This window comes from Hydrogenophaga sp., from assembly GCF_030656115.1.
Lineage (GTDB): Bacteria > Pseudomonadota > Gammaproteobacteria > Burkholderiales > Burkholderiaceae_C > Hydrogenophaga.
On record NZ_JAUSOO010000133.1, the window covers coordinates 48,437 to 72,807 of the forward strand.

Below are 24,371 nucleotides of genomic sequence, written 5' to 3' on the forward strand. Positions count from 1 at the left end.
GCCCGATATGGCCAAATTTTTTATTGACCGACCCATCTTTGCATGGGTGATCGCGCTTTTCATCATGGTGCTGGGCGCGGTGTCCATCACCCAACTGCCCATCGCGCAGTACCCGCCGGTGGCGCCGCCCGCTATCGTCATCAACGCGTCCTACCCCGGCGCGTCGGCCAAAACGCTGGAAGACAGCGTGTTGTCGGTGATCGAGCAGGAAATGAACGGCTCGCCGGGCCTGATCTACATGGAAGCCGTGGCCCAGGCCAACGGCACCGGTGCGATCACGCTGAGTTTTGAGCCTGGCACCAACGCCGACCTGGCGCAGGTGGACGTGCAAAACCGCCTCTCGCGCGCCACGCCGCGCCTGCCCTCGGCCGTGACGCAGCAGGGCGTGCGGGTGGACAAGTCACGCAGCAACTTCTTGCTGTTCGCCATTCTGTCCAGCGACGACCCGGCCTGGGACCCCGTGGCCCTGGGCGACTACGCCTCGCGCAGCGTGCTGCCCGAGCTGCAGCGCCTGCCCGGCGTGGGCCAGGCCCAGCTGTTTGGCACCGAGCGCGCCATGCGTGTCTGGATCGACCCCACCAAGCTGCTCGGTTTCAACCTGAGTGCCGCCGATGTAACCAACGCCATCCGCGCGCAAAACGCGCAGGTGTCGGCCGGTGAAATCGGCGCGCTGCCCAACGTGGCCGGGCAAGGTATTGCCGCCACCGTGGTGGTCAATGGCCAACTGGGCACGGTGGAGCAGTTTGGCAACGTGGTGCTGCGCGCCAATGCCGACGGTTCTCAGGTGCGGTTGAAAGACGTGGCCCGCATCGAACTGGGTGCGCAGGCTTACGCCACTTCGGCGCGCCTCAATGGCAAACCGTCCACCGGCATCGGCGTGCAGCTCTCACCCAGCGGCAACGCACTGGCCACGGCCGACGCGGTGCGCGCCAAGATGACCGAACTGGAGCGCTTCTTTCCCCAGGGCATGGGCTGGGCGATTCCGTACGACAGTTCGCGGTTTGTGAAAATTTCCATCGAGAAGGTGGTGGTTACCCTGGCCGAAGCCGTGCTGCTGGTGTTCCTGGTGATGTTCCTGTTCTTGCAGAACTTCCGTTACACCATCATTCCCACCATCGTGGTGCCGGTGGCGCTGCTGGGCACGTTCTCGGTGCTGCTGGCGTTGGGTTTCTCCATCAACGTGCTGACCATGTTCGGCATGGTGCTGGTGATCGGCATCGTGGTGGACGACGCCATTGTGGTGGTGGAAAACGTCGAGCGCATCATGAGCGAAGAGGGCTTGCCACCGGTGCAGGCCACGCGCAAGGCCATGGGTCAGATCTCGGGCGCCATCATTGGCGTGACCGTGGTGCTGATTTCGGTGTTCGTGCCACTGGCGTTTTTCAGCGGCTCGGTGGGCAATATTTACCGCCAGTTCGCCACCGTCATGGGTGTATCCATTGCGTTTTCGGCGTTCATGGCGCTGTCGCTCACGCCCGCCTTGTGCGCCACCTTGCTGAAGCCGGTGCAAGCCGGTCACCACCACGAGAAAAAGGGCTTCTTCGGCTGGTTTAACCGCGGCTTTGCGCGCACCGCCAAGGGCTACGAAGGCGGTGTGGCCAAGCTGCTGCCCCGCGCAGGGCGCACCCTGGTCATCTACCTGGCCATCGTGGCCGCCGCTGTGGTGGTCTATATGCGCCTGCCCACGTCCTTTCTGCCTGGCGAGGACCAGGGCACGATGCTGGTGAACGTACAGCTTCCACCCGGCGCCACGCGCGAGCGCACGTTGGACGTGATGCAGCAGGTGGAAGGCTTCATGCTCAAGCAGCCCGAGGTGCAGAGCATGGTCAGCGTGCTGGGCTTCAGCTTCTCGGGTCAGGGTCAAAACGCCGCGCTGGCGTTCGTGACGCTGAAAGACTGGTCCGAGCGCACCGGCCCCGGCAGTTCGGCCGAGGCTCTGGCGGGCCGCGCCTTTGGTGGGCTGGCCGGCATCCGCGATGCGTTCATCTTCCCGCTGAGCCCGCCGCCCATTCCCGAGCTGGGTTCCTCGTCGGGCTTCAGCTTCCGGTTGCAAGACCGCGCTGGCCTGGGCCGTGACGCGCTGGTGGCCGCTCGCGGGCAGCTGCTGGGCATGGCATCGCAAAGCAAGGTGCTGGCCCAGGTGCGCCCCGAAGGCCTGGAGGACGCGCCGCAGCTGCAACTGGACATTGACCGCGACAAGGCCAATGCACTCGGTGTGGGGTTTGACGCCATCAGCGGTGCCATTGGCACTTCGCTGGGATCGAGTTATGTGAACGACTTCCCCAACGCCGGGCGGCTGCAGCGCGTGGTGGTGCAGGCCGATGCACCTGCCCGCATGCAGCCCGACGACCTGCTGCGCCTGACGGTGTTGAACAACCGGGGCCAGGCCGTTCCCCTGTCGGCCTTTGCCACCACCCGCTGGGTCACCGGTCCCATGCAGACCGTGCGCTACAACGGCTACCCGTCCATGCGCATCAGCGGCAGCGCAGCCCCCGGTTTCAGCACCGGTGCGGCCATTGCCGAAATGGAAAAGCTGGCCGCCCAGTTGCCGCAGGGTTTTGGCTACGAATGGACCGGTCAGTCGCGCGAAGAGAAGCTGGCGGGTTCGCAGGCCATCATCCTGTACGCGTTCGCCATCCTGGCGGTGTTCCTGTGCCTCGCGGCGCTGTACGAAAGCTGGACAATTCCGCTGTCGGTCATTCTGGTGGTGCCGCTGGGCGTGCTGGGTGTGCTGCTGGCCACGTTGCTGCGTGGTTATTCGAACGACGTGTATTTCCAGGTCGGGCTGATCACCATCATCGGGCTGTCGGCGAAAAACGCGATTTTGATCATCGAGTTTGCCAAAGACCTGCAAGCCCAGGGCAAAGGCGTGGTCGAGGCGGCGCTGGCTGCGGCCCACTTGCGTTTTCGCCCCATCATCATGACCTCGATGGCCTTCACGCTGGGCGTGTTGCCGCTGGCCTTGGCCAGTGGCGCCGGTTCGGCCAGCCAACGCGCCATTGGCACTGGGGTGATCGGCGGCATGCTGACCGGCACCGTGCTGGCGGTGGTGTTTGTGCCTATCTTCTTCGTGGTGGTGCGTACGATCTTTAAAGACAGTGAACGACAGCACCGCGTGCACGCGGAACAAGCTGCCCACATGGGAGTGCATAGCGATGAACGATAACAAAACCTTGAGCCGCACCCGCCCGGCGAGACTGCTGACGGTGCTGGCTGCAGCCGCCGTGCTGGCCGGTTGCTCCCTCATGCCGGTCTACGAGCGGCCGGCTGCACCGGTGCCCGCCGACTGGCCCGGTGCAGCCGCTGGCGCAGCACCTGCAAGCCCGCTGGCGTGGGCCGACTTCGTGGCCGATGCTCGCTTGCGCGAGCTGATGGCGCTGGCGCTGCAAAACAACCGCGACCTGCGCGTGGCCACGCTCAACATTGAGCAGGTGCGCGCCCAGTACCAAATTCGCCAGGCCGACCAGGTGCCCAACCTCAACCTGGCCGCCAGCGGCAACCGCCAGCCGGCCAGCGGTGGCGGCATCAGCAGCAGCTACCAGGTGGGCCTGGCCATGAGCAGCTGGGAGATCGACTTTTTTGGACGCATCGCCAGCTTGAAAGAAGCGGCACTGGCGCAGTACCTCGCCAGCGAAGCCGCGCGCAACGCCGCCCAGACCAGTCTGGTGGCCGCCGTGGCCAGCACATGGCTCAGCTTGCAGGCCAACGACGAGCTGCTGGACCTGACCCGGCGCACGCTGGCCACGCGCAGCGACTCGTTGCGGCTGACCCGGCTGCGGTTTGACAACGGTGCCACGTCAGCGCTCGATTTGCGCCAGGCCGAGTCGCTGACAGCCGCCGCCCAGGCGGCCCTGGCTCAGCAATCGCGCCAGCGTGCGCTTGACCTGAACGCGCTGACCCTGCTGGTGGGGCAGCCGCTGCCCAGCGCGCTGGTGGCGCCCGCTGCAGCCCAGGCAGCGCAACCCCTGTTTCGCGATGTGCCCGCGGGCCTGCCGTCTGACCTGCTGGCGCGCCGGGCCGACATTCTCCAGGCCGAGCAGCAGCTGATGGCGGCCAACGCCAACATCGGCGCGGCCCGCGCGGCGTTTTTCCCGCGTCTCGCACTCACCGCCAGCGTGGGCACGGCCAGTGGCGATCTGTCGGGTCTGTTCAAAGACGGTTCCTGGGGTTTCACCTTGTCGCCTCAGGCGCTGCTGCCGATTTTTGATGCAGGGCGCAACCAGGCGGGTCTGGACGGGGCGCAAGCCGCCCGTGCCGTGGCGGTGGCGCAGTATGAAAAAGCCATTCAGAGCGCGTTTCGCGAAGTGGCCGACGCGCTGGCCGGCCGGGCCACACTGGGCGAGCAGTTGCACGCCCAGCAAGCCCAGGCCACCGCAGAGGCCGAGCGCTTGCGGCTCGCCGAGCTGCGTTACCGCAACGGTGTGTCGAGTTTTCTCGATGTGCTGGATGCGCAGCGGTCTTTGTTTGCCACCCAGCAGGGCCTGACCCAGACCCGTCTGGCCCAGCAACAAAACCAGGTGGCGCTCTACAAGGCGCTGGGGGGCGGCTGGAGCGAGTGATTCGGCGTATCTGGCCTGGGTTGGTGCTGGTCCGACCTTGGCCAAGCCCGGCCCGCGGCATCCAGTCTTTGATGTGTCAGACTTTGGGCAGGTCGTAAAACTGCACGATGTGCTCCCAGGCCTGCTGCGGATCGTCCAAGAAGACAAACAGCGTCAGGTCGTCGGCTGAAATGGTGCCTTCTTCAACCAGCAGGTCCAGGTTGAGCAGCCGCTTCCAGTAGTCGGTGCCAAACAGCACGATGGGCACCGGTTTGGCCTTCTTGCATTGCACCAGCGTGATCACCTCAAACAGCTCGTCCAGCGTGCCGAAGCCACCGGGGAATGCCACCAGCGCCTTTGCCCGCATCATGAAATGCATTTTGCGCAATGCAAAGTAGTGAAACTTGAAACTCAGTTCGGGCGAAATATAGGGGTTGGCCGATTGTTCGTGGGGCAGGGCGATGTTCAGGCCCACGTTGAGCGCGCCTTCGTCGTGCGCGCCGCGGTTGGCCGCTTCCATGATGCCCGGGCCGCCGCCGGTGCAGATGAACAGCCGGTCTTCGGGCATGCCGGCTTGTTCGCAGCGGGCGCTGTAGCGTGCCACGGTGCGGGCGAATTCCCGGGCCTGGTCGTAGTAAGGCGCATTGCGCAACAGCTTTTTGGCGCGATCAATGGCCTGCGCGTCGCCCGCTGCTTGCGCCTGGTCCAGCATGGCCTGTGCTTCGCTGGTTTCGCGAAAACGCGCACTGCCAAACACCACAATGGTGTTTTCAATGCCCAGCGCTTGCTGGGCCAGGTCGGGCTTGAGCATTTCGAGTTGAAAGCGCAGGCCGCGCGTTTCGCGGCGCAACAAAAACTCGGGGTCGGCAAAGGCGAGGCGGTAGGCGTCGGCCTGCAGTGGCGTGCCATTGTTGGCCTGCGCCTGCAGTTCGGCCCATGCGTCGGCCAGACGCCGCTCGTTCAAGTGTTGGATGTTTTCCATGGGTTTGTGTCCTTGTGGGTTCAGTTTGCGAAGCTTGGTGAAGCCGCAGTGAAAAAAATGCAAAAGGCTCCCGGGGGAGCCTTTTTAACGGATCGTCACAGCCGTGACCGGATCAGACGCGCTTGCGGTATTCGCCCGTGCGGGTGTCGATCTCGATCTTGTCGTCTTGTGCCACAAACAGCGGCACGGCCACTTCAAACCCGGTTGCGATCTTGGCGGGCTTGAGCACCTTGCCGGACGTGTCGCCTTTGACAGCGGGTTCGGTCCAGGTCACCACGCGCTCGACGCTGGTGGGCAGTTCGACCGAAATGGCCTTGCCGTCGTAGAACACCACTTCAACGGTCATGCCGTCTTCCAGGTAGTTCAGCGCGTCGCCCATGTTTTCGGCTTCGACTTCGTACTGGTTGTAGTCGGCGTCCATGCAGACATACATGGGGTCTGCGAAGTAGGAGTAGGTGCACTCCTTCTTGTCCAGAATGATCTGGTCCATTTTGTCGTCGGCCCGGCACACCACTTCGGTTGCCATGTTGTTCAACAGGGCCTTGAGCTTCAGGCGCACGGTGGCTGCACCACGGCCGCCACGAGCGTATTCGGTTTTCAGAACGATCATCGGGTCCTTGCCGTGCATGATGACGTTGCCGGCGCGGAGTTCTTGAGCGATTTTCATAGGGTTTCCAAGGGTTGGGCCGCGTGTTCCTAGCATGGGCACAAACCCGGGAACTGTGCTGATGGGGGGCGATCTGTGCGGCTAAGCAGATGGCTGGCAGAAGTCGGGCGCCGGGGTCTGGCGGTCCAGTTTTCTGCAAAGCCTCGAATTTTATCGCTTTTCGGCCACGAATTCGAGCAGCTGGCTGGTCAGGTCTGGCTGTGCCAGCAGGCGAGCACGCGCAGCCAGCACGCAGGCGCGCCAGCTGTCCACCACGTCCCAGCCCGGCCACACGTTGTGCGCCGGGGTGATGCCGTTCCAGATGCGGTGAAAGGCGCGCAGCGAATCGGGCGCCTGCAGCCAGTCCAGAAAGGCTTCCAGCTTGGCGTGGTGGGCATCGTCGTGCTGCGGGTAGATGTGCCACACCAGGGGCTTGCCGGCCCAGAGGGCGCGCACCAGCGAGTCTTCGCCGCGCACGAAATTCAGGTCGCAGGCCCAGAGCAGGTGGTCGTAGTCGCGCTGGGTCAGGCGCGGCAGGTGGTGCAGATTCGTTTGCCCCATTTGCAGGCCTTGCGCCTGTGCCGCGTTCACGGCGTCGGTGGCGCGCCCCGTGGTGACCAGCCAGTCGCTGGGGTGGTCTTGCCCGGCCTGTTGCAGCAGCGCGGGCAGGGCTGCGGGCTCGTAGCAGAACAGGCTGGCGCGTGGGCGCGCGGCGCATGCCAGTCCTTGGGCCACCAGCCAGGCTGCCGCGTTGAAGCTGGTCTGGCGTGCAGCCAGGTCGGTCTCGCGCAGCAGGCCACCGGTAGCCTGGGTGAAACCGGGGTAGAAAAACCACTGGCCCATGCCGCGCAGCGGCCCGCTGGATACCAGAGACGGCAGGCGGTGCGAGCGCTCCACATAGGCTTCGGCACTCATGTATTCCAGGTTGACCCACACCGGTAAAGTGCCACCTGCAGCGATGGCCGTCGCTCTGTGCGCCTGGACTTCGGGCGGCGGGTGGCAGCCGAAGGTTTCTATCCAGACGTCGGCTGGCACGAGGTGAGCCAGCAAGTCTGGCGCCAGCGGATCGGTCCAGTACAACACCTGGACGCCGTCCATGCGGCCTTCCAGCGCACCGGGGGCCATCCAGTGCAGGGCGCCGGGCTCGTCGATCCACAGCCGCACGGACTGCCCGCGCTCGGCCAGGTCGGCGCACAAGCGCCAGCACACGCCGATGTCGCCCAGGTTGTCCACGACGTGGCAAAAAACGTCCCAGATCAGCGCGTTCGCAGGGCGCTGGGCTGTGACCACGTTGGTGGGTGCGTTGATGGATGGGGACATGGTGTTGCGGTGCTGAAACCGTTAATATAACAACCGTTACAACGCAGAGGTTCCACCATGACCACACTCAAACTCACCCAGATCGGCAACTCGGTCGGCCTGATCTTGCCCAAGGAATTGCTGGCGCGGCTCAAGCTGGAGAAGGGCGACACGGTGTTTGTGACCGAAGCGGCCCATGGGGTCAACCTGTCGCCGTACAACGCCGATTTTGAAACCCAAATGGATGCGGCGCGAAAAATCATGAAGGAGCGTCGGCAAGTATTGCGCGAGCTGGCCAAATGACCGAGCACTGGATCTGGCTGGATCGCCTGGCGATGCTGGCTGTGCATGAGGAGCAGCTCGCCGAGCACGGTGGCGCCCCCGGTGTCCGGGACGAAGGCCTGTTCGATTCAGCGCTGAGCCGACCGCACAACCTGGCATCGTATGGCGAGCCCGATGTGGCGGCCCTGGCTGCGTCCTATGGCTATGGTTTGGCCCGCAACAACCCGTTTGTGGATGGCAACAAACGCACCGCGTTCGTGGCAATTGAGTTGTTTCTCTGGCTCAACGGACACCAACTCATGGCGGATGACGCCGATTGCGTGTTGACCATGCTCGCCCTGGCCGCCGGCGACCTGTCTGAAGACGCCTTTGCCCAATGGCTGCGCGAACGCCTGCAGCCGCGCCCCACCTGAACCCCGCATGACCGAAGACCACACGCCCGCCGCGCCCGACGCGGCCCCGGGCCACGCCCCGTCGCCCCACAGCGATACGCTGTTGGCCGACGTGGCGGCCCTGCCGGGCTTGCCCGGCGTCTACCGCTACTTTGACGCTCAGGGCCAGCTGCTGTATGTGGGCAAGGCGCGCAACCTGAAAAAGCGCGTCAGCAGCTATTTCCAGAAGAACCACGACGGCACGCGCATTGGCCACATGGTGGGCAAGATCGTTCGGATGGAAACCACGGTGGTGCGCTCCGAGGCCGAAGCGCTGCTGCTGGAAAACAACCTCATCAAGACGCTGGCGCCGAAGTTCAACATCTTGTTTCGCGACGACAAGAGCTACCCCTACCTGAAGATCACCGGCACGCGCGAAACCTTTCGCACCGCCGGGCGGTTGCCGGTGCCCTCGCTCGCCTTTCCCCGCATGGCGTACTACCGCGGCGTGGTGGACAAGCGCCACAGCTACTACGGGCCGTACCCCAGCGCCTGGGCGGTGAAGGAGTCCATCACGCTGCTGCAAAAGGTGTTTCGCCTGCGCACCTGCGAAGACACGGTGTTTGCCAACCGCACGCGGCCTTGTCTGCTGTACCAGATCAAGCGCTGCACCGGCCCGTGCGTCGACCTGATCGACATGGAGGCCTATGGCCGCGACGTGACCGACGCCGAGCGCTTTTTGCGCGGTGAAACCCAGGCCGTGCTGGACGCGCTGGAACAACGCATGATGGCGCACGCCGAGAAGCTGGAGTTTGAGCAGGCCGCCGAGATTCGCAACCAGATGGCGGCCTTGTCGCGCGTATTGCACCAGCAGGCGGTGGACAACGTGTCGGACAAGGACGTGGATGTGCTCGCCGTCAAGGTGTTGGGCGGGCGCGCCTGTGTGAACCTGGCCATGATCCGCGGCGGGCGCCACCTGGGCGACCGGCCGTATTTCCCTGCCCATGTGGAGGACGCGGCCCAGATTCAGCGCCTCATGTCCGACGACGCATCGGAGACTGACGGTGCCAGCGGCAGCGCCACCGACACGCCCGAGCGCGTGGCTGTGCAGGTGCTCGAAGCCTTCATTGCCCAGCACTATCTGGGCACGGCCATGCCGCATATTCTGGTCACCAGCCACCCGGTGGGCAAACCTTTGCTGGACGCGCTGACCGAACAAACCGGCGCCAAGATCAACGCCGTGCACCAGCCGCGAGAACACCGTCGCATCTGGCTCGACATGGCGCAAACCAACGCCGACATTGCGCTGGCGCGCCTGCTGGCCGAAGAGGGCTCGCAGCAGGCCCGCACCCGCGCGCTGGCCGAAGCACTGGGCCTGCCCGATGACGAACTGGGCGCGCTGCGCATCGAGTGTTTCGATATTTCGCACACGGCGGGCGAGTCCACCCAGGCGTCTTGCGTGGTGTTTGAAGACCACAAGATGCAAAACAGCCAGTACCGGCGCTACAAGATCGAAGGCATCACCGGCGGTGACGACTACGCCGCCATGCGCCAGGTGCTGCTGCGCCGCTACGGCAAGATCGCCGAGGCCCTGCGCGAAGAAACTGCCACAGCAGAGGAGCCCGTCAGCGCGCCCGTGCACACCGAAGCCCCTGCCGACGCGGGCGAAAGCGCAGTGCCACCCGACGCGCAAACCGGCCTGCCCACCGGCCCGCGCATGCCCGACCTGGTGCTGATCGACGGCGGCAAAGGTCAGGTGAGCATGGCGCGTGAGGTGTTTCAGCAACTGGGGCTGGACCTGTCGCTCATCGTGGGTGTGGAAAAAGGGGAGGGCCGCAAGGTGGGCCTGGAAGAGCTGGTGTTTGCCGATGGCCGCGAGAAGGTGTACCTGGGTTTTGACTCCGCCGCGCTCATGCTGGTGGCGCAAATACGCGACGAGGCCCACCGCTTTGCCATCACCGGCATGCGCGCCCAGCGCGCCAAGGTGCGCACCGGTGGCAGCAAGCTCGAAGACATTCCTGGCGTCGGCCCCAAAAAACGCGCCCGCCTGCTGCAGCGCTTTGGTGGCGTGCGCGGTGTCGCCTCGGCCAGCGTGGAAGACCTGTGCACCGTGGACGGCATTTCGGCCGAACTGGCCGACTCTATTTACCGGGCGCTGCATTGAGGTGCCTGGTGCTGCAGCGACAGGCCCGTCCCAATATGGTGCAAAGCTCCCCCATAATCACGCCATGTTTTTCAACCTTCCCACCTTGCTGACTTGGGCGCGTATTGTCGCCATACCGCTCATCGTCGGGGTGTTCTACCTGGAAGGTGTGAGCACGGCGCAGCAAAACCTGATCGCCACGGTTTTGTTTGTGGTGTTTGCCGCCACCGACTGGGCCGACGGATACCTGGCCCGCAAGCTCAACCAGACCTCGGCCTTTGGTGCCTTTCTGGACCCTGTGGCCGACAAGTTTCTTGTGTGCGCCAGCCTGCTGGTGCTGGTGCACCTGGAGCGCGCCGATGTGTTCGTGGCACTCATCATCATCGGACGTGAGATCGCCATTTCGTCGCTGCGCGAATGGATGGCCATCATCGGTGCCACCAAGAGCGTGGCCGTGCACATGGTGGGCAAGCTCAAAACGGCGGTTCAGATGACCGCCATCCCGTTTCTGCTGTACGACGGCCACCTGCTTGGCCTGATCAACACCCATGTGTGGGGCACCTGGCTGATCTGGATTTCGGCCGTGCTGACCGTCTGGTCCATGGTGTATTACCTGCAAAAAGCCTTGCCCGAGATTCGCGCCCGGTCGCGCTGATGCGCCGCACCCGGCTCGACTGCGCTTCTTCGTTCCAAACATGACTGTTCCTGTCAAAGACAACGCGTGGCTGCGCGCCATGCCCTGGGTGTTCGTGCTGATCTGGAGCACCGGCTTCATCGTTGCCCGATATGGCATGCCGCACGCGCCTCCCATGAAGTTTCTGGCCGTGCGCTATGCGCTGTCGATTCTGTGTTTCTTGCCCTGGATCTGGTTTTCGGGTGTGAAGTGGCCTGCGAACCGCACGCAGTGGATGCACCTGGCCGTCACCGGTGTACTGATGCACGCGGGCTACCTGGGTGGCGTCTGGGCGGCGGTCAAGGCGGGCATGGGTTCGGGGCTTTCGGCGCTCATCGTCGGCATCCAGCCGGTGCTCACCGCCATCTGGCTGTCGGGCACTGGCTCCAAGGTGTCGCATCGGCAGTGGCTGGGACTGTTGCTGGGCTTTGCCGGTCTGGTGTTGGTGGTGTCGCGCAAGTTTGGTGCGGGAGGCCCAGGTGACCAGGCCAACTGGCTGAACCTCTCGTTCGCCGTCATGGCCCTGTTTGCCATCACCGTGGGCACGCTCTACCAAAAACGTTTCGTGACCGCTTGCGATGTGCGCAGCGCCAACGCGGTGCAGCTGTTGGCCGCGCTGCTGGTTACCTTGCCGCTGGCGCTGCTGGAGCTGGAAGCCATGCGCTGGATGGACGCCTCCGCTGGCCTGAACTGGGAGCTGACCGGCGCCATGACCTGGTCGGTGCTTGGGCTCACATTGGGCGGCAGCTCGTTGCTTTACATGCTGATCCAGCGCGGTGCGGCCGCGTCGGTCACCAGCCTCATGTATCTGGTGCCGCCGTGCACGGCGTTGATTGCCTGGGGCCTGTTTGACGAACCCATCACCGCTGTCACGGTGGCCGGTATTGCCCTCACTGCTTTTGGGGTGAGTTTGGTGGTGCGGCCGGCCAAACCGGCTTGAGCTTCCATGGCTCGTGGCGGAACCTTTCGGCCAGACAATCCACCAGCAGCCGAATCCGACGTGGTATCTGAGCGCGATAGGGCGCGAGCCAATGGATGTCGGCATCGTTCATGGTGTAGGCGGGCAGCACCTGAACCAGTGTGCCGTTGTCCAGTTGTGGTGCGATGTCCCACAAGCTGCGCAGCATGATGCCGTGGCCTGCCAGGCACCAGTCGCGCACCATTTCGCCCGAGTTGCTGGACAGAGAGCCCTTTACCGGTGTGTGTTGAACCCCGGTTTCTCCTGCGCATTGCAACCGCCAGTGGTCAAAGCGCAGACCGGATTCGCCTCCGTTCTCCCGCACCACCAGGCATGCGTGGGCGCTGAGGTCTTGCAGCGTACGCGGCACTCCACGGGCTTGCAGATAAGCGGGCGCTGCCACCAGAACGCGTTGGTTGCTGGCCAGGCGGCGCGACACCCACTCCGCAGCCCGGTGGTCAGGTGCGTTCCATAACCAGATGGCGCCATCGAATCCTTCCACAGCCAGGTCGGGCAGTTGCTCGGTCAACTGAAGTTGAATGCTCACAGCGGGGTATTGCACCTGAAAGTCGGCCAGCACCGGGCCGAGCCAGAGCCGGCCAAAACCCAGCGTGGCGGCGATCCGTATCGGGCCCGCAGGCTCTTTTTGCTGCTCTCGCAGATCCGCTTCCACCGCATCGAACGCACGCAACAACTCGCCTGCGCGTTCGCACAGCATCTCACCTTCGGCTGTGGGGCTGACACGGCGTGTGGTGCGCTGGAACAGGCGCAAACCGAGCTGCGCTTCGAGCGTGGCCAGGCGTTTGGTCACGGCCGATGGCGCCACTCTCAGCGCCCGAGCAGCCATCACCAAGCTGCCGTGCTGGCGCACGGCCAGCACCAATTCCAGATCAGGACGGTCCAATTGTTCTCTTTTTGGAATGAATGAATGCCAGATTATTGCTCTAAAGGGGATTAAGCTTGCGTAAGCCATTGACAAATTGCTTGTCCAGGCTTTCATCACCCCTTGATCTTCAGGACACCACCCATGAACACCACCCACCGCATTGCAGTCATCGCCGGCGACGGTATCGGCACCGAAGTCATGCCCGAAGGCCTTCGGGTGCTGGAGGCCGCAGCCTCCCGGTTCAACATCAACCTCCAGTTCGATCATTTCGACTTCTCCAGTTGCGACTACTACGCCCGCCACGGCAAGATGCTGCCCGACGACTGGAAGGACCAAATTGGGGGGCATGACGCCCTTTATTTTGGTGCTGTGGGCATGCCCGACCAAGTGCCTGACCACATCTCGCTCTGGGGCTCGCTGCTGCTGTTCCGTCGCGAGTTCGACCAATACGTCAACCTGCGGCCAGCACGGCTCATGCCTGGCGTTACGGCCCCGGTGGTCCGCCGGGACGGCACACCGCGCCAGCCTGGTGAGATCGACATGGTTATCGTGCGCGAAAACACCGAGGGCGAATACTCCAGCATTGGTGGGCGCATGTACCCAGGTACCGAGCGCGAGATCGTCATGCAAGAAACGGTCATGTCCCGCATTGGCGTGGACCGGGTGCTGCGCTACGCCTTTGAGGTGGCCCGTTCACGGCCCAAAAAGCACCTGACCAGCGCCACCAAGTCCAACGGTATCGCCATCACCATGCCCTACTGGGACGAGCGCGTGGCCGAAATGGCCAAACAGTACCCCGATGTTCGGGTGGACAAGTTCCATATCGACATCCTGACGGCTCACTTCGTGCAGCGCCCCGACTTCTTTGACGTGGTGGTGGGCAGCAACCTGTTTGGCGACATCCTGAGCGACCTGGGGCCTGCTTGCACCGGCACCATCGGTATTGCGCCCAGTGCCAACCTGAACCCCGACCGCAAATACCCCTCACTCTTTGAACCGGTGCATGGCTCCGCGCCCGATATCGCTGGCAAAGGCATCGCCAACCCGATTGGCCAGATCTGGTGTGGTGCATTGATGCTCGACTTTCTCGGTTACCGCGAAGCGCATGATGCGGTGATGCAAGCCATTGAGGCCGTGCTGCAGCCCGGTGCTGGAGCGCCCCGCACGCCAGACCTGGGTGGCATGGCCAGCACCATCGACGTGGGCCGCGCCATTGCACAAGCCTTGCGGGTCTGATCCGAACGCGTTACGTGTAGCGCACGACTGCAATACCTGCTGCGAGCACAGCAGTTACATATTTCACGCCGTTGGGCCAAGACTGCTTTGAAATACGTCTAGAATCTCGCCTTCTTTGTCGGTGGCGCTCTGCGTTGCTCGTTGTTCGTTGCCAACGTCTCTTGGTCATTGGGTTTGGTGACAGACCTGCGGCACAGCTTCAGAGACCGTGTAGGGTCATTGTGAATGACCCATGTTGCACTGACTTGGTTCGGATGGGAGCGTCTACAAGGATTTTTCTACCTATGACAAGAGGAGCTTTTTGTGAACAAAACAGAACTCGTCGAGCACATTGCCGTGCATGCAGATATTTCTAAGGCTGCCGCGACGCGTGCACTGGATTCAACGATCGCAGCTATTCGAACAACGCTAAAAGAGGGCGGTACGGTGTCTCTGGTGGGCTTTGGTTCTTTTGCCGTCACGAAACGTCCCGCTCGAAAGGGTCGCAATCCGCGCACCGGCGAAGAGATTAAGATCAAAGCTGCTAAAGTGCTGAAGTTTCGTCCGGGCAAGGCATTGAAGGACGCGTTGAACTGAAACGCGTTCCCTGTTTTCGGTGGGGTGCTTAGCTCAGTTGGCAGAGCGGCGCCTTTACACGGCGTAGGTCGGCGGTTCGACCCCGTCAGCACCCACCAAACCATCGAAAAGGCGAACCCGGGTTCGCCTTTTTTTTTGCGGTCAGCGCACCACTGCTGCCGTTAGTTTCTTGTTTCAGGGTTTCAAGGCATGTTCGATACCATCCGCAACCACAAGAAGTACCTCATGGGCTTTTTGCTGATTCTGATCATTCCATCGTTCATCCTGTTCGGTGTTCAGGGGTTCAATGACGCTGATCAGCGAGGTGCGGTGGTCGCCACCGTCGATGGCCAGGAGATCACACAGCTGGAATGGGATCAGGCGCACCAGACGGAGTCGCAGCGGCTGCGTGAAGCCATGCCCACACTGGATGCCAAGTTGCTCGACAGCGAGGACGCACGGTACGCCACACTGGAACGCTTGGTGCGTCAGCGGGTGTTGGCGGTAGCCGCCCAAAAATTCAATCTTTTCACCAGTGACCAGCGCTTGGCCCGCGATCTGCAGAACAACGAAGTCATTGCAAGTTTGCGCCGCCCTGATGGCACGCTGGATGTCGATGCTTACCGTCAGCTGCTGGGGCGCCAGGGCATGACGCCTGAAATGTTTGAAGCCCAGGTGCGGGCCGACCTTTCTCAGCGCCAGGTCGCTCAAGGTATTCAGTCCTCAGGATTTGCCACCGAAGGTCTGGCCAAAGTGTCGCTGGATGCCTTTTTTGAGCAGCGTGAAGTGCGCTTGGCGCGCTTTACCGCCAGCGAATTGGCTGCACAGGTTTCCCTCACCGACGCAGACATGGAAACCTTCTACAACAACAACCCTGCGTTGTTCCAGTCGCAGGAGCAAGCCGATGTGGAGTACCTTGTTCTTGACGCCGCCGCGCTCCAAAAAAGCATTGCCTTGGCCGAGGCCGACGTGCGCGCCTATTACGACCAAAACGCGGTCCGCCTGTCGGGCAACGAAGAGCGGCGTGCGAGCCACATTTTGCTGACCTTGGCACCGGATGCCTCGGCTGCCGACAAAGCGGTGGTGCGCGAGAAAGCGGCAGCGTTGCTGGCGCAAGTCAAAGCCGCACCTCATACGTTTGCCGAAGTGGCCAAGGCCAACTCGCAGGATCCGGGTTCCGCAATTAACGGTGGTGACCTGGATTTCTTCGCTCGTGGAGCCATGGTTAAGGCCTTTGAAGATGCCACCTTTGCGCTGCAAAAAGGTGCCATTTCGGAACTGGTGGAGTCCGAGTTTGGCTTCCACATCATTCAATTGACTGACATCAAGACACCGCCGCAGCGCAGCTTTGGCGAGATGCGGGCTGAAATTGAGGCTGAGTTGAAAAAGCAGCAGGCGCAGAAACAATTTGCCGATTCCGCAGAAGCTTTCAGCAATCTGGTCTACGAGCAGGGGGACAACCTCACTGCTGCTGCCGAGCGTTTCAAACTTGAGATTCAGACAGCCAGAGGCCTCACGCGCAAGCCACAAGCCAGCGCTGGCGTGCTGGCCAACGAGCGCTTGCTCAACGCCATTTTTGCAGCCGACTCGATCGACAAAAAACGCAACACAGAAGCCATCGAAACGGCATCGGGGCAATTGGTGTCGGCGCGCATTGTCCAATACGCACCCGCGAGAACACAACCTTTGGCTGAGGTTCGCGAGCAGGTGCGCCAGCGTTTGGTGGCCCAACGCTCAGCCGATTTGGCCCGTACAACCGGTGCCAAACAACTGGACGCCTGGAAAAGCGGTGCAGACGCTGCAGGCTTGTCCGCCGCGCTGGTGGTGTCGCGCGACAACGCCCAAGGCCTTAGCGGTCCCATGCTGAACGCAGCACTTAGTGCAGACCCCAAGCAACTGCCTGCCTGGGTCGGTGTCGATTTGGGCGAGCAGGGCTACGCTGTTGTCAAGGTTGACAAAGTGCTGCCACGCCAACCCCGTGACGGACAGGCCAAGATGCAAGAAGTACAGCAATACAGCCAGTGGTGGTCGTCGGCCGAAAGTTCGGCTTACTACGACACGCTCAAAGAGCGTTTTAAAGTGCGCATCAAGGTTCCTGCTCCCAAGCCCGTGGTTGCACCAGCACGTTAAGCAATGAATCTGCAAAAGAAGTCAGAAATCTGATTTTCTTCGCGCTATAATTCAAGGCTTACGGTGGCTGTAGCTCAGTTGGTAGAGTCCAGGATTGTGATTCCTGTTGTCGTGGGTTCGAGCCCCATCAGCCACCCCAAAAGATAAAGTTCAAAGCCCGGCTCATGCCGGGCTTTGCCGTTTCAGCGGGCTCCGTTTGTTCATCAAGTCACCATGCGAAACCGAACACGCATGGTGTCCAGCCAGCAAATGCAAGTACCTGCCCTGGGTACTGAATGCGTCCGATACCCAAACCAAGGACGCGCCGACTTCTGCGACAGAGGACCGGACCGTCCAGCGGTGATCGCACGCGTGCAGCAACTCGTTGAACCTAAAAACGACAGTTGACCGCGCGTTAACCGCTGGAGATGCCTGTGCATACTGAGAATGTTGCCCACAATCAAGCGCACCTCGCTCAGCGGTTGGGTTCAGAGTGCGTTCGTCTGGAGCAGATCACGCAGGCCCAACAGTCTCCGTGGCGCTCCTACAACAGCACCATCTCGGCTTTTCCAGTCAGCAGGGGCTTGCAAAGAACCTTGTAGCCGTCGGCGTCAAAGGCGGTGGCCACGCGATCCAGTGCTGGTGCCTGCGTCACATCGGACACGCTGCCCAAGTAGCACCAGTTGCGGATGACATGAATCTGGACCAGCGTTTCATGGCGCTCCACCAGTCCAATGGCGCCCGGGTAGGGCCAGCAGGCCACGCGCAGGCCGTCCAGGCTGGTGAAGAGGCGGGTGCGGTGTGCTTCTGGGCTTTCGTCGCCGCAGCACACACCAGCACACTGTTTGAGCATGGCGCGAAAGCAAGCGCGGCCAGGTGGTAGTTTCTCCAAACCCAGCGCACCGTAGCAGAGTTTGTGCTGATCGGCCAGGCTGCGCAGGCTCTCCTGTGCGGCGTGGCGGCTGGCGAACAAGCCGTACAGCTGCGGTTCGGTCGCAAAGTTCAGGTCTTTTGAATAGACCACTTCGGGTTTTCCGTCCACCATGCGCAGGGAACACAGTTGGCGGTTTCGGCGCAGCTTCTGGTTCAACAGCGGTTGCTGCTGTTTGATTAGGCTCGCTTCGAGGAGCAGGGCGCCCATTTCACCCGCTGTGCGGATGTGGCTGATGCGCAGGGTCTGGCGCAGCAGCCGTGCTTCGTCGACGTTGCGCAGGTGGGACAGCACACGCTGGCGCAGGTTGATGCTCTTGCCGATGTACAGCGGCAAATCCCCTTCTTGGCCGTGGAACACGTACACCCCAGGCGCTGCGGGCAAGTCGTCGATGGCGGCTCGCAGGTGGGTGGGGTATTCGTAGGTTCGGGCTTGCTCGAATTCAGGGCGGCGGCGAGCGGGTAGGTGCATAAAGCGATCAGCCTCAGTCTGCGCTGGCTTCGAACTGGGCTGCGTTTTTCCCCTTGAAGGGGGCATAAAAGGCTTTGATGGCGGCCATGTCGGCTTCCACGTCGCCGGTTGGTTTGAAGAGTGGACCCAAGCCGCTGCGCTTGGTGTTGTAGTCCATGTAGGCCATCACGATGGGCACCTGGGCGCCCAGGGCGATGTAATAAAAACCCGTCTTCCAGTAGCGGGTTTTGCTGCGCGTGCCCTCGGGCGGAACGATGAGTTGCAGTGGTCCGTCTGCCGTGCGGATGGCGTCTGCCGAGGCGGCCACCAGGTTGTTGGACTGCTCCCGGTTGACCGGGATACCGCCCAACCACTGCATGATGCCGCCGAAGGGCGCCTTGAAGAGGCTGTGCTTGCCCATCCAATACGGGTTGAGCCGCAGCGCAAAGGCCACCATGAGTGTGTAGGGCAGATCCCAGTTGCTGGTGTGCGGCGCCGCAATGAACACGCTTTTGGTGGCTTCGGGGGGCAGGGCACCTTCCACTTTCCAGCCGGTTAGTTTGAGAAACGCCAACGAGAAGCCGCGCAGCAGGGTGTTGATAACCGGGGTGGTGAAGATGGTGCGGTGCATGGCTTGTGAGTATCGCTGAAGCGCCCGAGGTGACTGCCAATTCATGACCCGCATGGGTATGCGCGCTACCATCGCCGGCACCCCCGCACACCAGGAGCCACCACCATGCAAGACCGCCTCACGATACAAGGCCTGAATGTGACCATGGAGGGCACAGGGCCCGCCGTGGTGATGCTGCACGGCTGGCCCGACACGCCAGCGCTGTGGGACGACACGGTGGCCAGTCTGCGTGACGGCTACCGCTGTGTGCGCTTTGCCTTGCCTGGGTTCGATCTGAGCCAGCCACCGCGCCCGGTGTCGGTGGACGAGATGTGCGCGCTGGTGGGTGCCGTGGTGGATGCCGTAAGCCCCAACGAGCCGGTGACGCTGCTGCTGCACGACTGGGGCTGTTTCTTTGGCTACGAATACGCGGCGCGCCACACCAGTCGGGTGGCACGGGTGGTGGGGGTTGACATTGGTGACACCAATTCGGGCGCCTATTTGAAATCGCTCAAGTTCAAAGAGAAGCTCATGATTGCGGGCTACCAGCTGTGGCTGGCGCTGGCCTGGAAGCTGGGCGGCCTGTTGCCGGGAGTGGCCAACCGCATGACGCGCTTCATGGCGCGCACCATCGGTTGCCGCACGGCACCTGAGCACATGGGCTGGCAGATGAACTACCCCTATGCGATGCAGTGGTTTGGCTCTTATGGCGGGCTGCGCGGCGTGGCGCGGGTGGGCCAGGTGCTGGGGCCGCAGTTGCCCACGCTGTTTTTCTTTGGCAAGCGCAAACCGTTCATGTTTCACTCCCCGCGCTGGCTGGCGGCCCTGGGCACCACGCCCGGGTGTGGCGTGCAGGGCTTTGACGCCGGCCACTGGCTGATGCGCCAGAAGCCGGCGCTGTTTAACGCCAGTGTGCGCCGTTGGCTGGACCAGGCCACGGCGCCCAAGGCTCCAGAAGCGCCATGAAGCCCGAAGACCTGGAACGGCTGCTGACCGTGGAAATGCCGTTTGGCAAACACAAGGGCACGCCCATTGCTGACCTGCCCGGCAACTACCTGAACTGGTTTGCGCGCGAGGGCTTTCCGAAAAGCGAAGTGGGCCACCTGCTTCGGCTCATGCATGAAATCGATCACAACGGCTTGAGCGACTTGCTCACCCCGCTGAGGCGCCGTTGAGGGTGCCTGCTTTCGCCGGTCAAGCCGGTAAATTCAATGCCTCAACTACCCGCGCTGCGGCATACGCGTCGTTGGCTGCGTAGATCAACTGGCCTGGGCTCAATTGCGGGTTGGCCCAGTTTGACGTGGCGGCTTTTTTTGACTTGATGAAGCGCTGCCTGAACAGCACGGCTACCGCGCCTTTGACGCCCATGTCCTTGCGGTAGCCGCGTTGGCGGAACACTTGGTTGAGTTCCAGCACGGCTGCGGGCGCCACGGCCAGTTTGGCCACGATGCGCCGGGTGTCATCACCCAGCCCAAAACCAGCCTTGGTGTGGCCCGCGTGAGCCAGCAGTTCGGCCACCTGCTCGCGGCAGCCGGGGTCCGTCAGCTGAAACACCCAGGCATGTTGTAGCGTGGACAGTTGCACGATGTGCGGCCCATCAGACACCTGATCTTTCACAAAGGTGGGTTTGGACTCGGTGTCAAAACCCCACACCGGGTGATCGCGCAACGCTGCCACCGCTTCGGCAGCCTGGCGGGCGGTCTCGACCAGCGTGATGCGATCCAGACCCAGGCGGTCAAACTCGGGCAATAGGGCAATCTCGTCTTTGCTGGGGGTTGGGCGGGTTGCGTTCATGGGCTGGGGCGGCGGCAAGCCGCCGCGCGGGATCGATAATGGGACATTGTGCAACGCCACTGCCAGGCAGCCTTGGGCTCCATGACCTACACCCTCAAACTCTTCGTGTCTGACGATACCTCACCCGCGCAGCGCCAGGGAGCCGAGCGGCTGTTTCGCGAAGCGCTGGAAACCACGCTGGGTGATCCAGCCTTGGTCGCTCCGGTGTATGCGGCCTACCAGCGCATTGCAGCCCTGCATGGCGAAGCACCCGATGTGGATGCGCTCACGGTGGACGAGCGCATGCTGTTTGAGCACTGGCAACTGGCCGAGGCCGCTGCGTTGTCGGCGGTCTGGGGCCCTTACCGCAGCCTGGACGAAGGTACTTACGAGATTGTGCTTCCCGGCTGAACCGCAGACCAGCAGGCAGGGTCTTGATTCACCGATAATTGAGGGTTGTGATTTCGTCCTCCCAGGGCGCTCATTCCCTTTGAAGGACCCTCCATGAAAAAAACATTCCCCTTGCGCGCTGAAGGCAAGCACCCCGACCGCGTGCTAGAAGCCGTCAAGCACGAAATCCGCAAATACATCAAGCGCGAACGCCGCCGCGATGTGCCCGAAGGCGCTGACTTCTGGGACTTTGACTGCAAGTTCGGCGCTGACAAAGACACCGCCGCCGCCATCGCCCCAGCAACACTCACCGCCGCATTGGACGCCCTGGCGCAGGCTGGCGGCGGACAATGCTACGTGGAACTGCTGGCCAAGCCCGCCGTGTGGGAACGGCGCCCCGCAGGCCAGGCCGCTGCCGACGAAGCGGCACCATCTGCGGATGGCACCTGATACCCATGCCCCTGCCACCGACCACGCCGCTTCTTGAGCTGGTGACCCAAGCCCCGCTGGAGGGCGAGTTCCAGCGATTCCCCGGCTCGCCCTTCGAGCTGTTTCTTCCCTATCCGCCCGCAGGCGACCAGCCCGAGGCGATTCGCCAGCTGGTCGAAGGCGTGAACGACGGCGAGGTGTTCCAGACCCTGCTGGGCGTGACCGGCTCTGGCAAGACCTTCACCATGGCCAACGTGATCGCCCGCCTGGGGCGCCCGGCCATTGTGTTTGCGCCCAACAAGACGCTGGCCGCGCAGCTGTACAGCGAGTTCCGCGAGTTCTTCCCCAAGAACGCGGTCGAGTACTTCGTCAGCTACTACGACTATTACCAGCCCGAGGCCTACGTGCCGCAGCGCGACCTGTTCATTGAGAAGGACAGCGCGATCAACGAGCACATCGAGCAGATGCGCCTGAGCTGCACCAAGAGCATCCTGGAGCGGCGCGACGTGTTGATAGTGGCCACGGTGTCGGCCATTTACGGCTTTGGCAAGCACGAGAGCTACCACAAGATGGTGATGACGCTGCGCGTGGGCGACAAGGTGGGCCAGCGCGACCTGATCGCGCAGCTGGTGCGCATGCACTACGCCCGCAACGAGGCCGATTTTTCGCGCGGCAAATTCCGTGTGCGCGGCGACACGATTGATGTGTTCCCGGCCGAACACTCCGAGATGGCGATCCGCATCGAGCTGTTTGACGACGAAGTGGAAACACTGCAGCTGTTCGACCCGCTCACCGGCAAAGTGCGGCAGAAGATTCCGCGTTTCACCGTCTACCCCAGCAGCCACTACGTGACACCGCGCGAGCAGGTGCTGAGCGCGGTCGAGGCCATCAAGGAAGAGCTGCGTGAACGGCTGAAAGAGCTGGTGGGCATGGGCAAGCTGGTGGAAGCGCAGCGGCTGGAGCAGCGCACCCGTTTTGACCTGGAAATGCTGGCCGAGGTGGGCCACTGCAAAGGCATTGAAAACTATTCGCGCCATCTATCTGGCAGCGCCCCGGGCGAGCCACCGTCCACGCTCACCGACTACCTGCCCAAAGACGCCCTGATGTTTCTGGACGAGAGCCATGTGCTGATTGGCCAGTTTGGTGGCATGTACAACGGCGACCGCGCCCGCAAGACCACGCTGGTGGAGTACGGCTTTCGCCTGCCCAGCGCGCTGGACAACCGGCCCTTGAAGTTTGACGAGTTCGAGCAGCGCATGCGCCAGGTGGTGTTCGTTTCGGCCACGCCGGCCGAGTACGAGCGGACACACGCCGGCCAGGTGGTAGAGCAGCTGGTTCGGCCCACCGGTCTGGTCGATCCCGAGCTGGAGGTGCGCCCCGCCACCCACCAGGTGGACGATGTGTTGCAGGAGATCCGCATCCGGGTGGAGAAAAACGAGCGTGTGCTCATCACCACGCTGACCAAGCGCATGGCCGAGCAGCTGACCGACTACCTGACCGAAAACGGCGTGAAGGTTCGCTACCTGCACAGCGACGTGGACACGGTGGAGCGTGTGGAAATCTTGCGCGACCTGCGCCTGGGCGCGTTTGACGTGCTGGTGGGCATCAACCTGCTGCGCGAAGGCATTGACATACCCGAGGTGTCGCTGGTGGCCATTCTGGACGCCGACAAGGAGGGTTTCTTGCGCTCCGAGCGCAGCCTGATCCAGACCATTGGCCGTGCAGCGCGCAACCTCAACGGCCGCGCCATTCTGTACGCCGACCGCGTCACCGAGTCGATGCGCAAGGCGATGGACGAAACCAACCGCCGCCGCGCCAAACAGATCGCACACAACCTGGCCATGGGCATCACGCCCAAGGCACTCAACAAGCGCATCAAAGACCTGATTGACGGTGTCTACAGCGAAAAAGCCGGCAAAGAAGCCGATCGCCTGGCGGCAGAGAGTGCCCACCGTGCCAGCATAGAAGAGATGAGCGAGAAAGATGTCGCGCGAGAAATCAAGCGGCTGGAAAAGCTCATGCTGGAGCATGCGCGCAACCTGGAGTTCGAGAAGGCTGCCACCGTGCGCGACCAGCTCAGTCGCTTGAAAACGCAGTTGTTTGGCGCAGCTGGTATGGACAACGTGGCTTAAAACGTCCAAACGTATCTGCTGCGCCGTTTCCAGAAGTTGCTTGCCGAGTGGGTGTGTGCTTGTCCATCCCGTGACTGGGTGTGGCCTTCGGCGGAACGACACATCCCTTTCGGATTCGGCACTTCACAGTCAACCGATGGTAGACAGGCTGTGAGCGGGCTGGACGAAATCGGTTCTTTAAACCCGGTTTGTCTTGGACAAATGAGATCTGTGGCGTTACAATGTCGATCAAATCACTAGGCTTTACTGTATACTCGACGAAAACAGTCGGGAAAGCCTTCGATGTATCGGCCCATAGCAGGGGCAGGGTGGGCGGAGCAGAGATTCACGGGGCGTTCTTCACGTGAATCAACCAACGACGGTCAAGCCAACATTTAAGGAGCTTGAAAATGCGCCTCACGACAAAAGGCCGCTTTGCGGTCACCGCCATGATTGACCTGGCCCTGCGCCAGAACAACGGTCCTGTCACGCTGGCGGCCATCAGCCAGCGCCAGCAGATCTCGCTGTCCTATCTGGAGCAGCTGTTTGGCAAACTGCGCCGGCATGAACTGGTTGAATCGACCCGCGGCCCCGGCGGCGGCTACACATTGGGCCGCAAAGCCACAGAAATCACCGTTGCCGACATTATCGTTTCGGTGGACGAGCCGATTGACGCCACGCAGTGCGGCGGCAAGGAAAACTGCCTCGGCGAAGGCAACCGCTGCATGACGCACGAGCTGTGGGCCGCCTTGAACTCCAAGATGGTCGACTTTCTCGACTCGGTGTCGTTGCAATCTCTGGTGGACGACCAACTGGCCAAGGGGTTGGTGGTGGAAAACGTTCCCATGATCAAGCGAGCCATTTCCAGCCCCTCTGTCGTCAAGCCGATCCGCGTCAATGCACCCAATTCGGTGTTTGCTCTTGGCGCAGCCTTTTCCAAATAAATCCCGGGTTTGAAGAGCCAAACAGAGGCCCTGCTGCCTGCCAATGGCCCGACAA

General features: G+C 62.4%; 23 protein-coding genes and 2 tRNA genes. 18 read left to right on the forward strand and 7 right to left on the reverse strand.

What is annotated here, in order from left to right; genetic code table 11:
- Positions 1–7 precede the first annotated feature (7 nt).
- The gene (locus tag Q7J58_RS17305) at positions 8–3,166 is read left to right on the forward strand and encodes an efflux RND transporter permease subunit (protein ID WP_304830688.1); all 3,159 of its coding nucleotides are present in this window, start codon (positions 8–10) and stop codon (positions 3,164–3,166) included.
- Entirely contained in the window at positions 3,156–4,559 is a 1,404-nt protein-coding gene (locus tag Q7J58_RS17310) for an efflux transporter outer membrane subunit (RefSeq protein WP_304830690.1), read from the forward strand. The genes Q7J58_RS17305 and Q7J58_RS17310 overlap by 11 nt, the downstream gene beginning before the upstream one ends.
- A gap of 76 nt (positions 4,560–4,635) precedes the next feature.
- Here the strand turns inward: Q7J58_RS17310 and Q7J58_RS17315 are convergent, their stop codons facing one another.
- The 3 genes from Q7J58_RS17315 to earP form a co-directional block, all read right to left on the reverse strand.
- Positions 4,636–5,520: a TIGR00730 family Rossman fold protein gene (locus Q7J58_RS17315; RefSeq protein WP_304830692.1), complete on the reverse strand. Its 885-nt coding sequence runs from the start codon at positions 5,518–5,520 to the stop codon at positions 4,636–4,638.
- 112 nt (positions 5,521–5,632) lie between these two features.
- On the reverse strand, positions 5,633–6,187 hold the full coding sequence (gene efp, locus Q7J58_RS17320) for an elongation factor P (RefSeq protein WP_304830694.1): 555 nt from the start codon (positions 6,185–6,187) through the stop codon (positions 5,633–5,635).
- A 150-nt stretch (positions 6,188–6,337) separates the two neighbouring features.
- Positions 6,338–7,486 (reverse strand): elongation factor P maturation arginine rhamnosyltransferase EarP, encoded by a 1,149-nt coding sequence (gene earP, locus Q7J58_RS17325; protein WP_304830696.1) that lies wholly within the window; start codon positions 7,484–7,486, stop codon positions 6,338–6,340.
- A gap of 57 nt (positions 7,487–7,543) precedes the next feature.
- Between earP and Q7J58_RS17330 the strand changes: the two genes are divergently transcribed.
- The 5 genes from Q7J58_RS17330 to Q7J58_RS17350 all read left to right on the forward strand — a co-directional run bounded on the left by Q7J58_RS17330 (position 7,544) and on the right by Q7J58_RS17350 (position 11,874).
- Positions 7,544–7,768, forward strand: coding sequence for an AbrB/MazE/SpoVT family DNA-binding domain-containing protein (locus tag Q7J58_RS17330; protein WP_291067047.1), 225 nt, complete (start codon positions 7,544–7,546; stop codon positions 7,766–7,768).
- Positions 7,765–8,160: a type II toxin-antitoxin system death-on-curing family toxin gene (locus Q7J58_RS17335; RefSeq protein ID WP_304830700.1), complete on the forward strand. Its 396-nt coding sequence runs from the start codon at positions 7,765–7,767 to the stop codon at positions 8,158–8,160. The genes Q7J58_RS17330 and Q7J58_RS17335 overlap by 4 nt, the downstream gene beginning before the upstream one ends.
- Before the next feature lie 7 nt (positions 8,161–8,167).
- Positions 8,168–10,282 carry an excinuclease ABC subunit UvrC gene (uvrC, locus tag Q7J58_RS17340; RefSeq protein ID WP_304830702.1) on the forward strand — a complete coding sequence of 705 codons (2,115 nt, stop codon included), beginning with the start codon at positions 8,168–8,170 and terminating at the stop codon, positions 10,280–10,282.
- A 64-nt stretch (positions 10,283–10,346) separates the two neighbouring features.
- Positions 10,347–10,916, forward strand: a complete 570-nt coding sequence (gene pgsA, locus Q7J58_RS17345) for a CDP-diacylglycerol--glycerol-3-phosphate 3-phosphatidyltransferase (protein ID WP_304830704.1) — start codon at positions 10,347–10,349, stop codon at positions 10,914–10,916.
- Positions 10,917–10,956: 40 nt separating this feature from the next.
- A complete protein-coding gene (locus Q7J58_RS17350; protein WP_304830706.1) occupies positions 10,957–11,874 on the forward strand; it encodes a DMT family transporter in 918 nt (305 codons plus the stop codon).
- Here the strand turns inward: Q7J58_RS17350 and Q7J58_RS17355 are convergent.
- Entirely contained in the window at positions 11,825–12,796 is a 972-nt protein-coding gene (locus Q7J58_RS17355; protein WP_304830708.1) for a LysR family transcriptional regulator, read from the reverse strand. The genes Q7J58_RS17350 and Q7J58_RS17355 overlap by 50 nt on opposite strands.
- Before the next feature lie 123 nt (positions 12,797–12,919).
- On the opposite strand from Q7J58_RS17355, the gene Q7J58_RS17360 reads away from it, so the two are divergent.
- From Q7J58_RS17360 to Q7J58_RS17380, 5 genes are all read left to right on the forward strand, one after another.
- Positions 12,920–14,014 carry a tartrate dehydrogenase gene (locus Q7J58_RS17360; RefSeq protein WP_304830710.1) on the forward strand — a complete coding sequence of 365 codons (1,095 nt, stop codon included), beginning with the start codon at positions 12,920–12,922 and terminating at the stop codon, positions 14,012–14,014.
- A 303-nt stretch (positions 14,015–14,317) separates the two neighbouring features.
- On the forward strand, positions 14,318–14,590 hold the full coding sequence (locus Q7J58_RS17365; protein ID WP_304830712.1) for an HU family DNA-binding protein: 273 nt from the start codon (positions 14,318–14,320) through the stop codon (positions 14,588–14,590).
- A 22-nt stretch (positions 14,591–14,612) separates the two neighbouring features.
- A tRNA-Val gene (locus Q7J58_RS17370) sits at positions 14,613–14,688 on the forward strand.
- Between the two features lie 91 nt (positions 14,689–14,779).
- Complete coding sequence (locus Q7J58_RS17375; RefSeq protein WP_304830714.1) at positions 14,780–16,699, forward strand: SurA N-terminal domain-containing protein; 1,920 nt, start codon at positions 14,780–14,782, stop codon at positions 16,697–16,699.
- Between the two features lie 63 nt (positions 16,700–16,762).
- A tRNA-His gene (locus Q7J58_RS17380) sits at positions 16,763–16,838 on the forward strand.
- Positions 16,839–17,222: 384 nt separating this feature from the next.
- Here Q7J58_RS17380 and cho read toward each other — a convergent pair.
- Positions 17,223–18,080, reverse strand: coding sequence for an excinuclease Cho (cho, locus tag Q7J58_RS17385; RefSeq protein WP_304830716.1), 858 nt, complete (start codon positions 18,078–18,080; stop codon positions 17,223–17,225).
- Between the two features lie 13 nt (positions 18,081–18,093).
- On the reverse strand, positions 18,094–18,690 hold the full coding sequence (locus Q7J58_RS17390; RefSeq protein ID WP_304830718.1) for a lysophospholipid acyltransferase family protein: 597 nt from the start codon (positions 18,688–18,690) through the stop codon (positions 18,094–18,096).
- A 105-nt stretch (positions 18,691–18,795) separates the two neighbouring features.
- On the opposite strand from Q7J58_RS17390, the gene Q7J58_RS17395 reads away from it, so the two are divergent.
- Complete coding sequence (locus Q7J58_RS17395) at positions 18,796–19,635, forward strand: alpha/beta hydrolase (RefSeq protein WP_304830720.1); 840 nt, start codon at positions 18,796–18,798, stop codon at positions 19,633–19,635.
- On the forward strand, positions 19,632–19,844 hold the full coding sequence (locus tag Q7J58_RS17400; protein ID WP_304830722.1) for a DUF3820 family protein: 213 nt from the start codon (positions 19,632–19,634) through the stop codon (positions 19,842–19,844). The genes Q7J58_RS17395 and Q7J58_RS17400 overlap by 4 nt, the downstream gene beginning before the upstream one ends.
- Positions 19,845–19,863: 19 nt before the next feature.
- On the opposite strand, the gene Q7J58_RS17405 is transcribed toward Q7J58_RS17400, so the two are convergent.
- Positions 19,864–20,463 (reverse strand): 3'-5' exonuclease domain-containing protein 2, encoded by a 600-nt coding sequence (locus Q7J58_RS17405; protein ID WP_304830724.1) that lies wholly within the window; start codon positions 20,461–20,463, stop codon positions 19,864–19,866.
- Between the two features lie 81 nt (positions 20,464–20,544).
- Between Q7J58_RS17405 and Q7J58_RS17410 the strand changes: the two genes are divergently transcribed.
- From Q7J58_RS17410 to iscR, 4 genes are all read left to right on the forward strand, one after another.
- Positions 20,545–20,853 carry a hypothetical protein gene (locus tag Q7J58_RS17410; protein WP_304830725.1) on the forward strand — a complete coding sequence of 103 codons (309 nt, stop codon included), beginning with the start codon at positions 20,545–20,547 and terminating at the stop codon, positions 20,851–20,853.
- 93 nt (positions 20,854–20,946) lie between these two features.
- Positions 20,947–21,282 carry a DUF6172 family protein gene (locus tag Q7J58_RS17415; RefSeq protein ID WP_304830727.1) on the forward strand — a complete coding sequence of 112 codons (336 nt, stop codon included), beginning with the start codon at positions 20,947–20,949 and terminating at the stop codon, positions 21,280–21,282.
- Positions 21,283–21,287: 5 nt separating this feature from the next.
- Complete coding sequence (gene uvrB, locus Q7J58_RS17420; RefSeq protein WP_304830729.1) at positions 21,288–23,393, forward strand: excinuclease ABC subunit UvrB; 2,106 nt, start codon at positions 21,288–21,290, stop codon at positions 23,391–23,393.
- Between the two features lie 389 nt (positions 23,394–23,782).
- Complete coding sequence (gene iscR / locus Q7J58_RS17425) at positions 23,783–24,316, forward strand: Fe-S cluster assembly transcriptional regulator IscR (RefSeq protein ID WP_304830731.1); 534 nt, start codon at positions 23,783–23,785, stop codon at positions 24,314–24,316.
- The last annotated feature ends 55 nt before the right edge of the window (positions 24,317–24,371 follow it).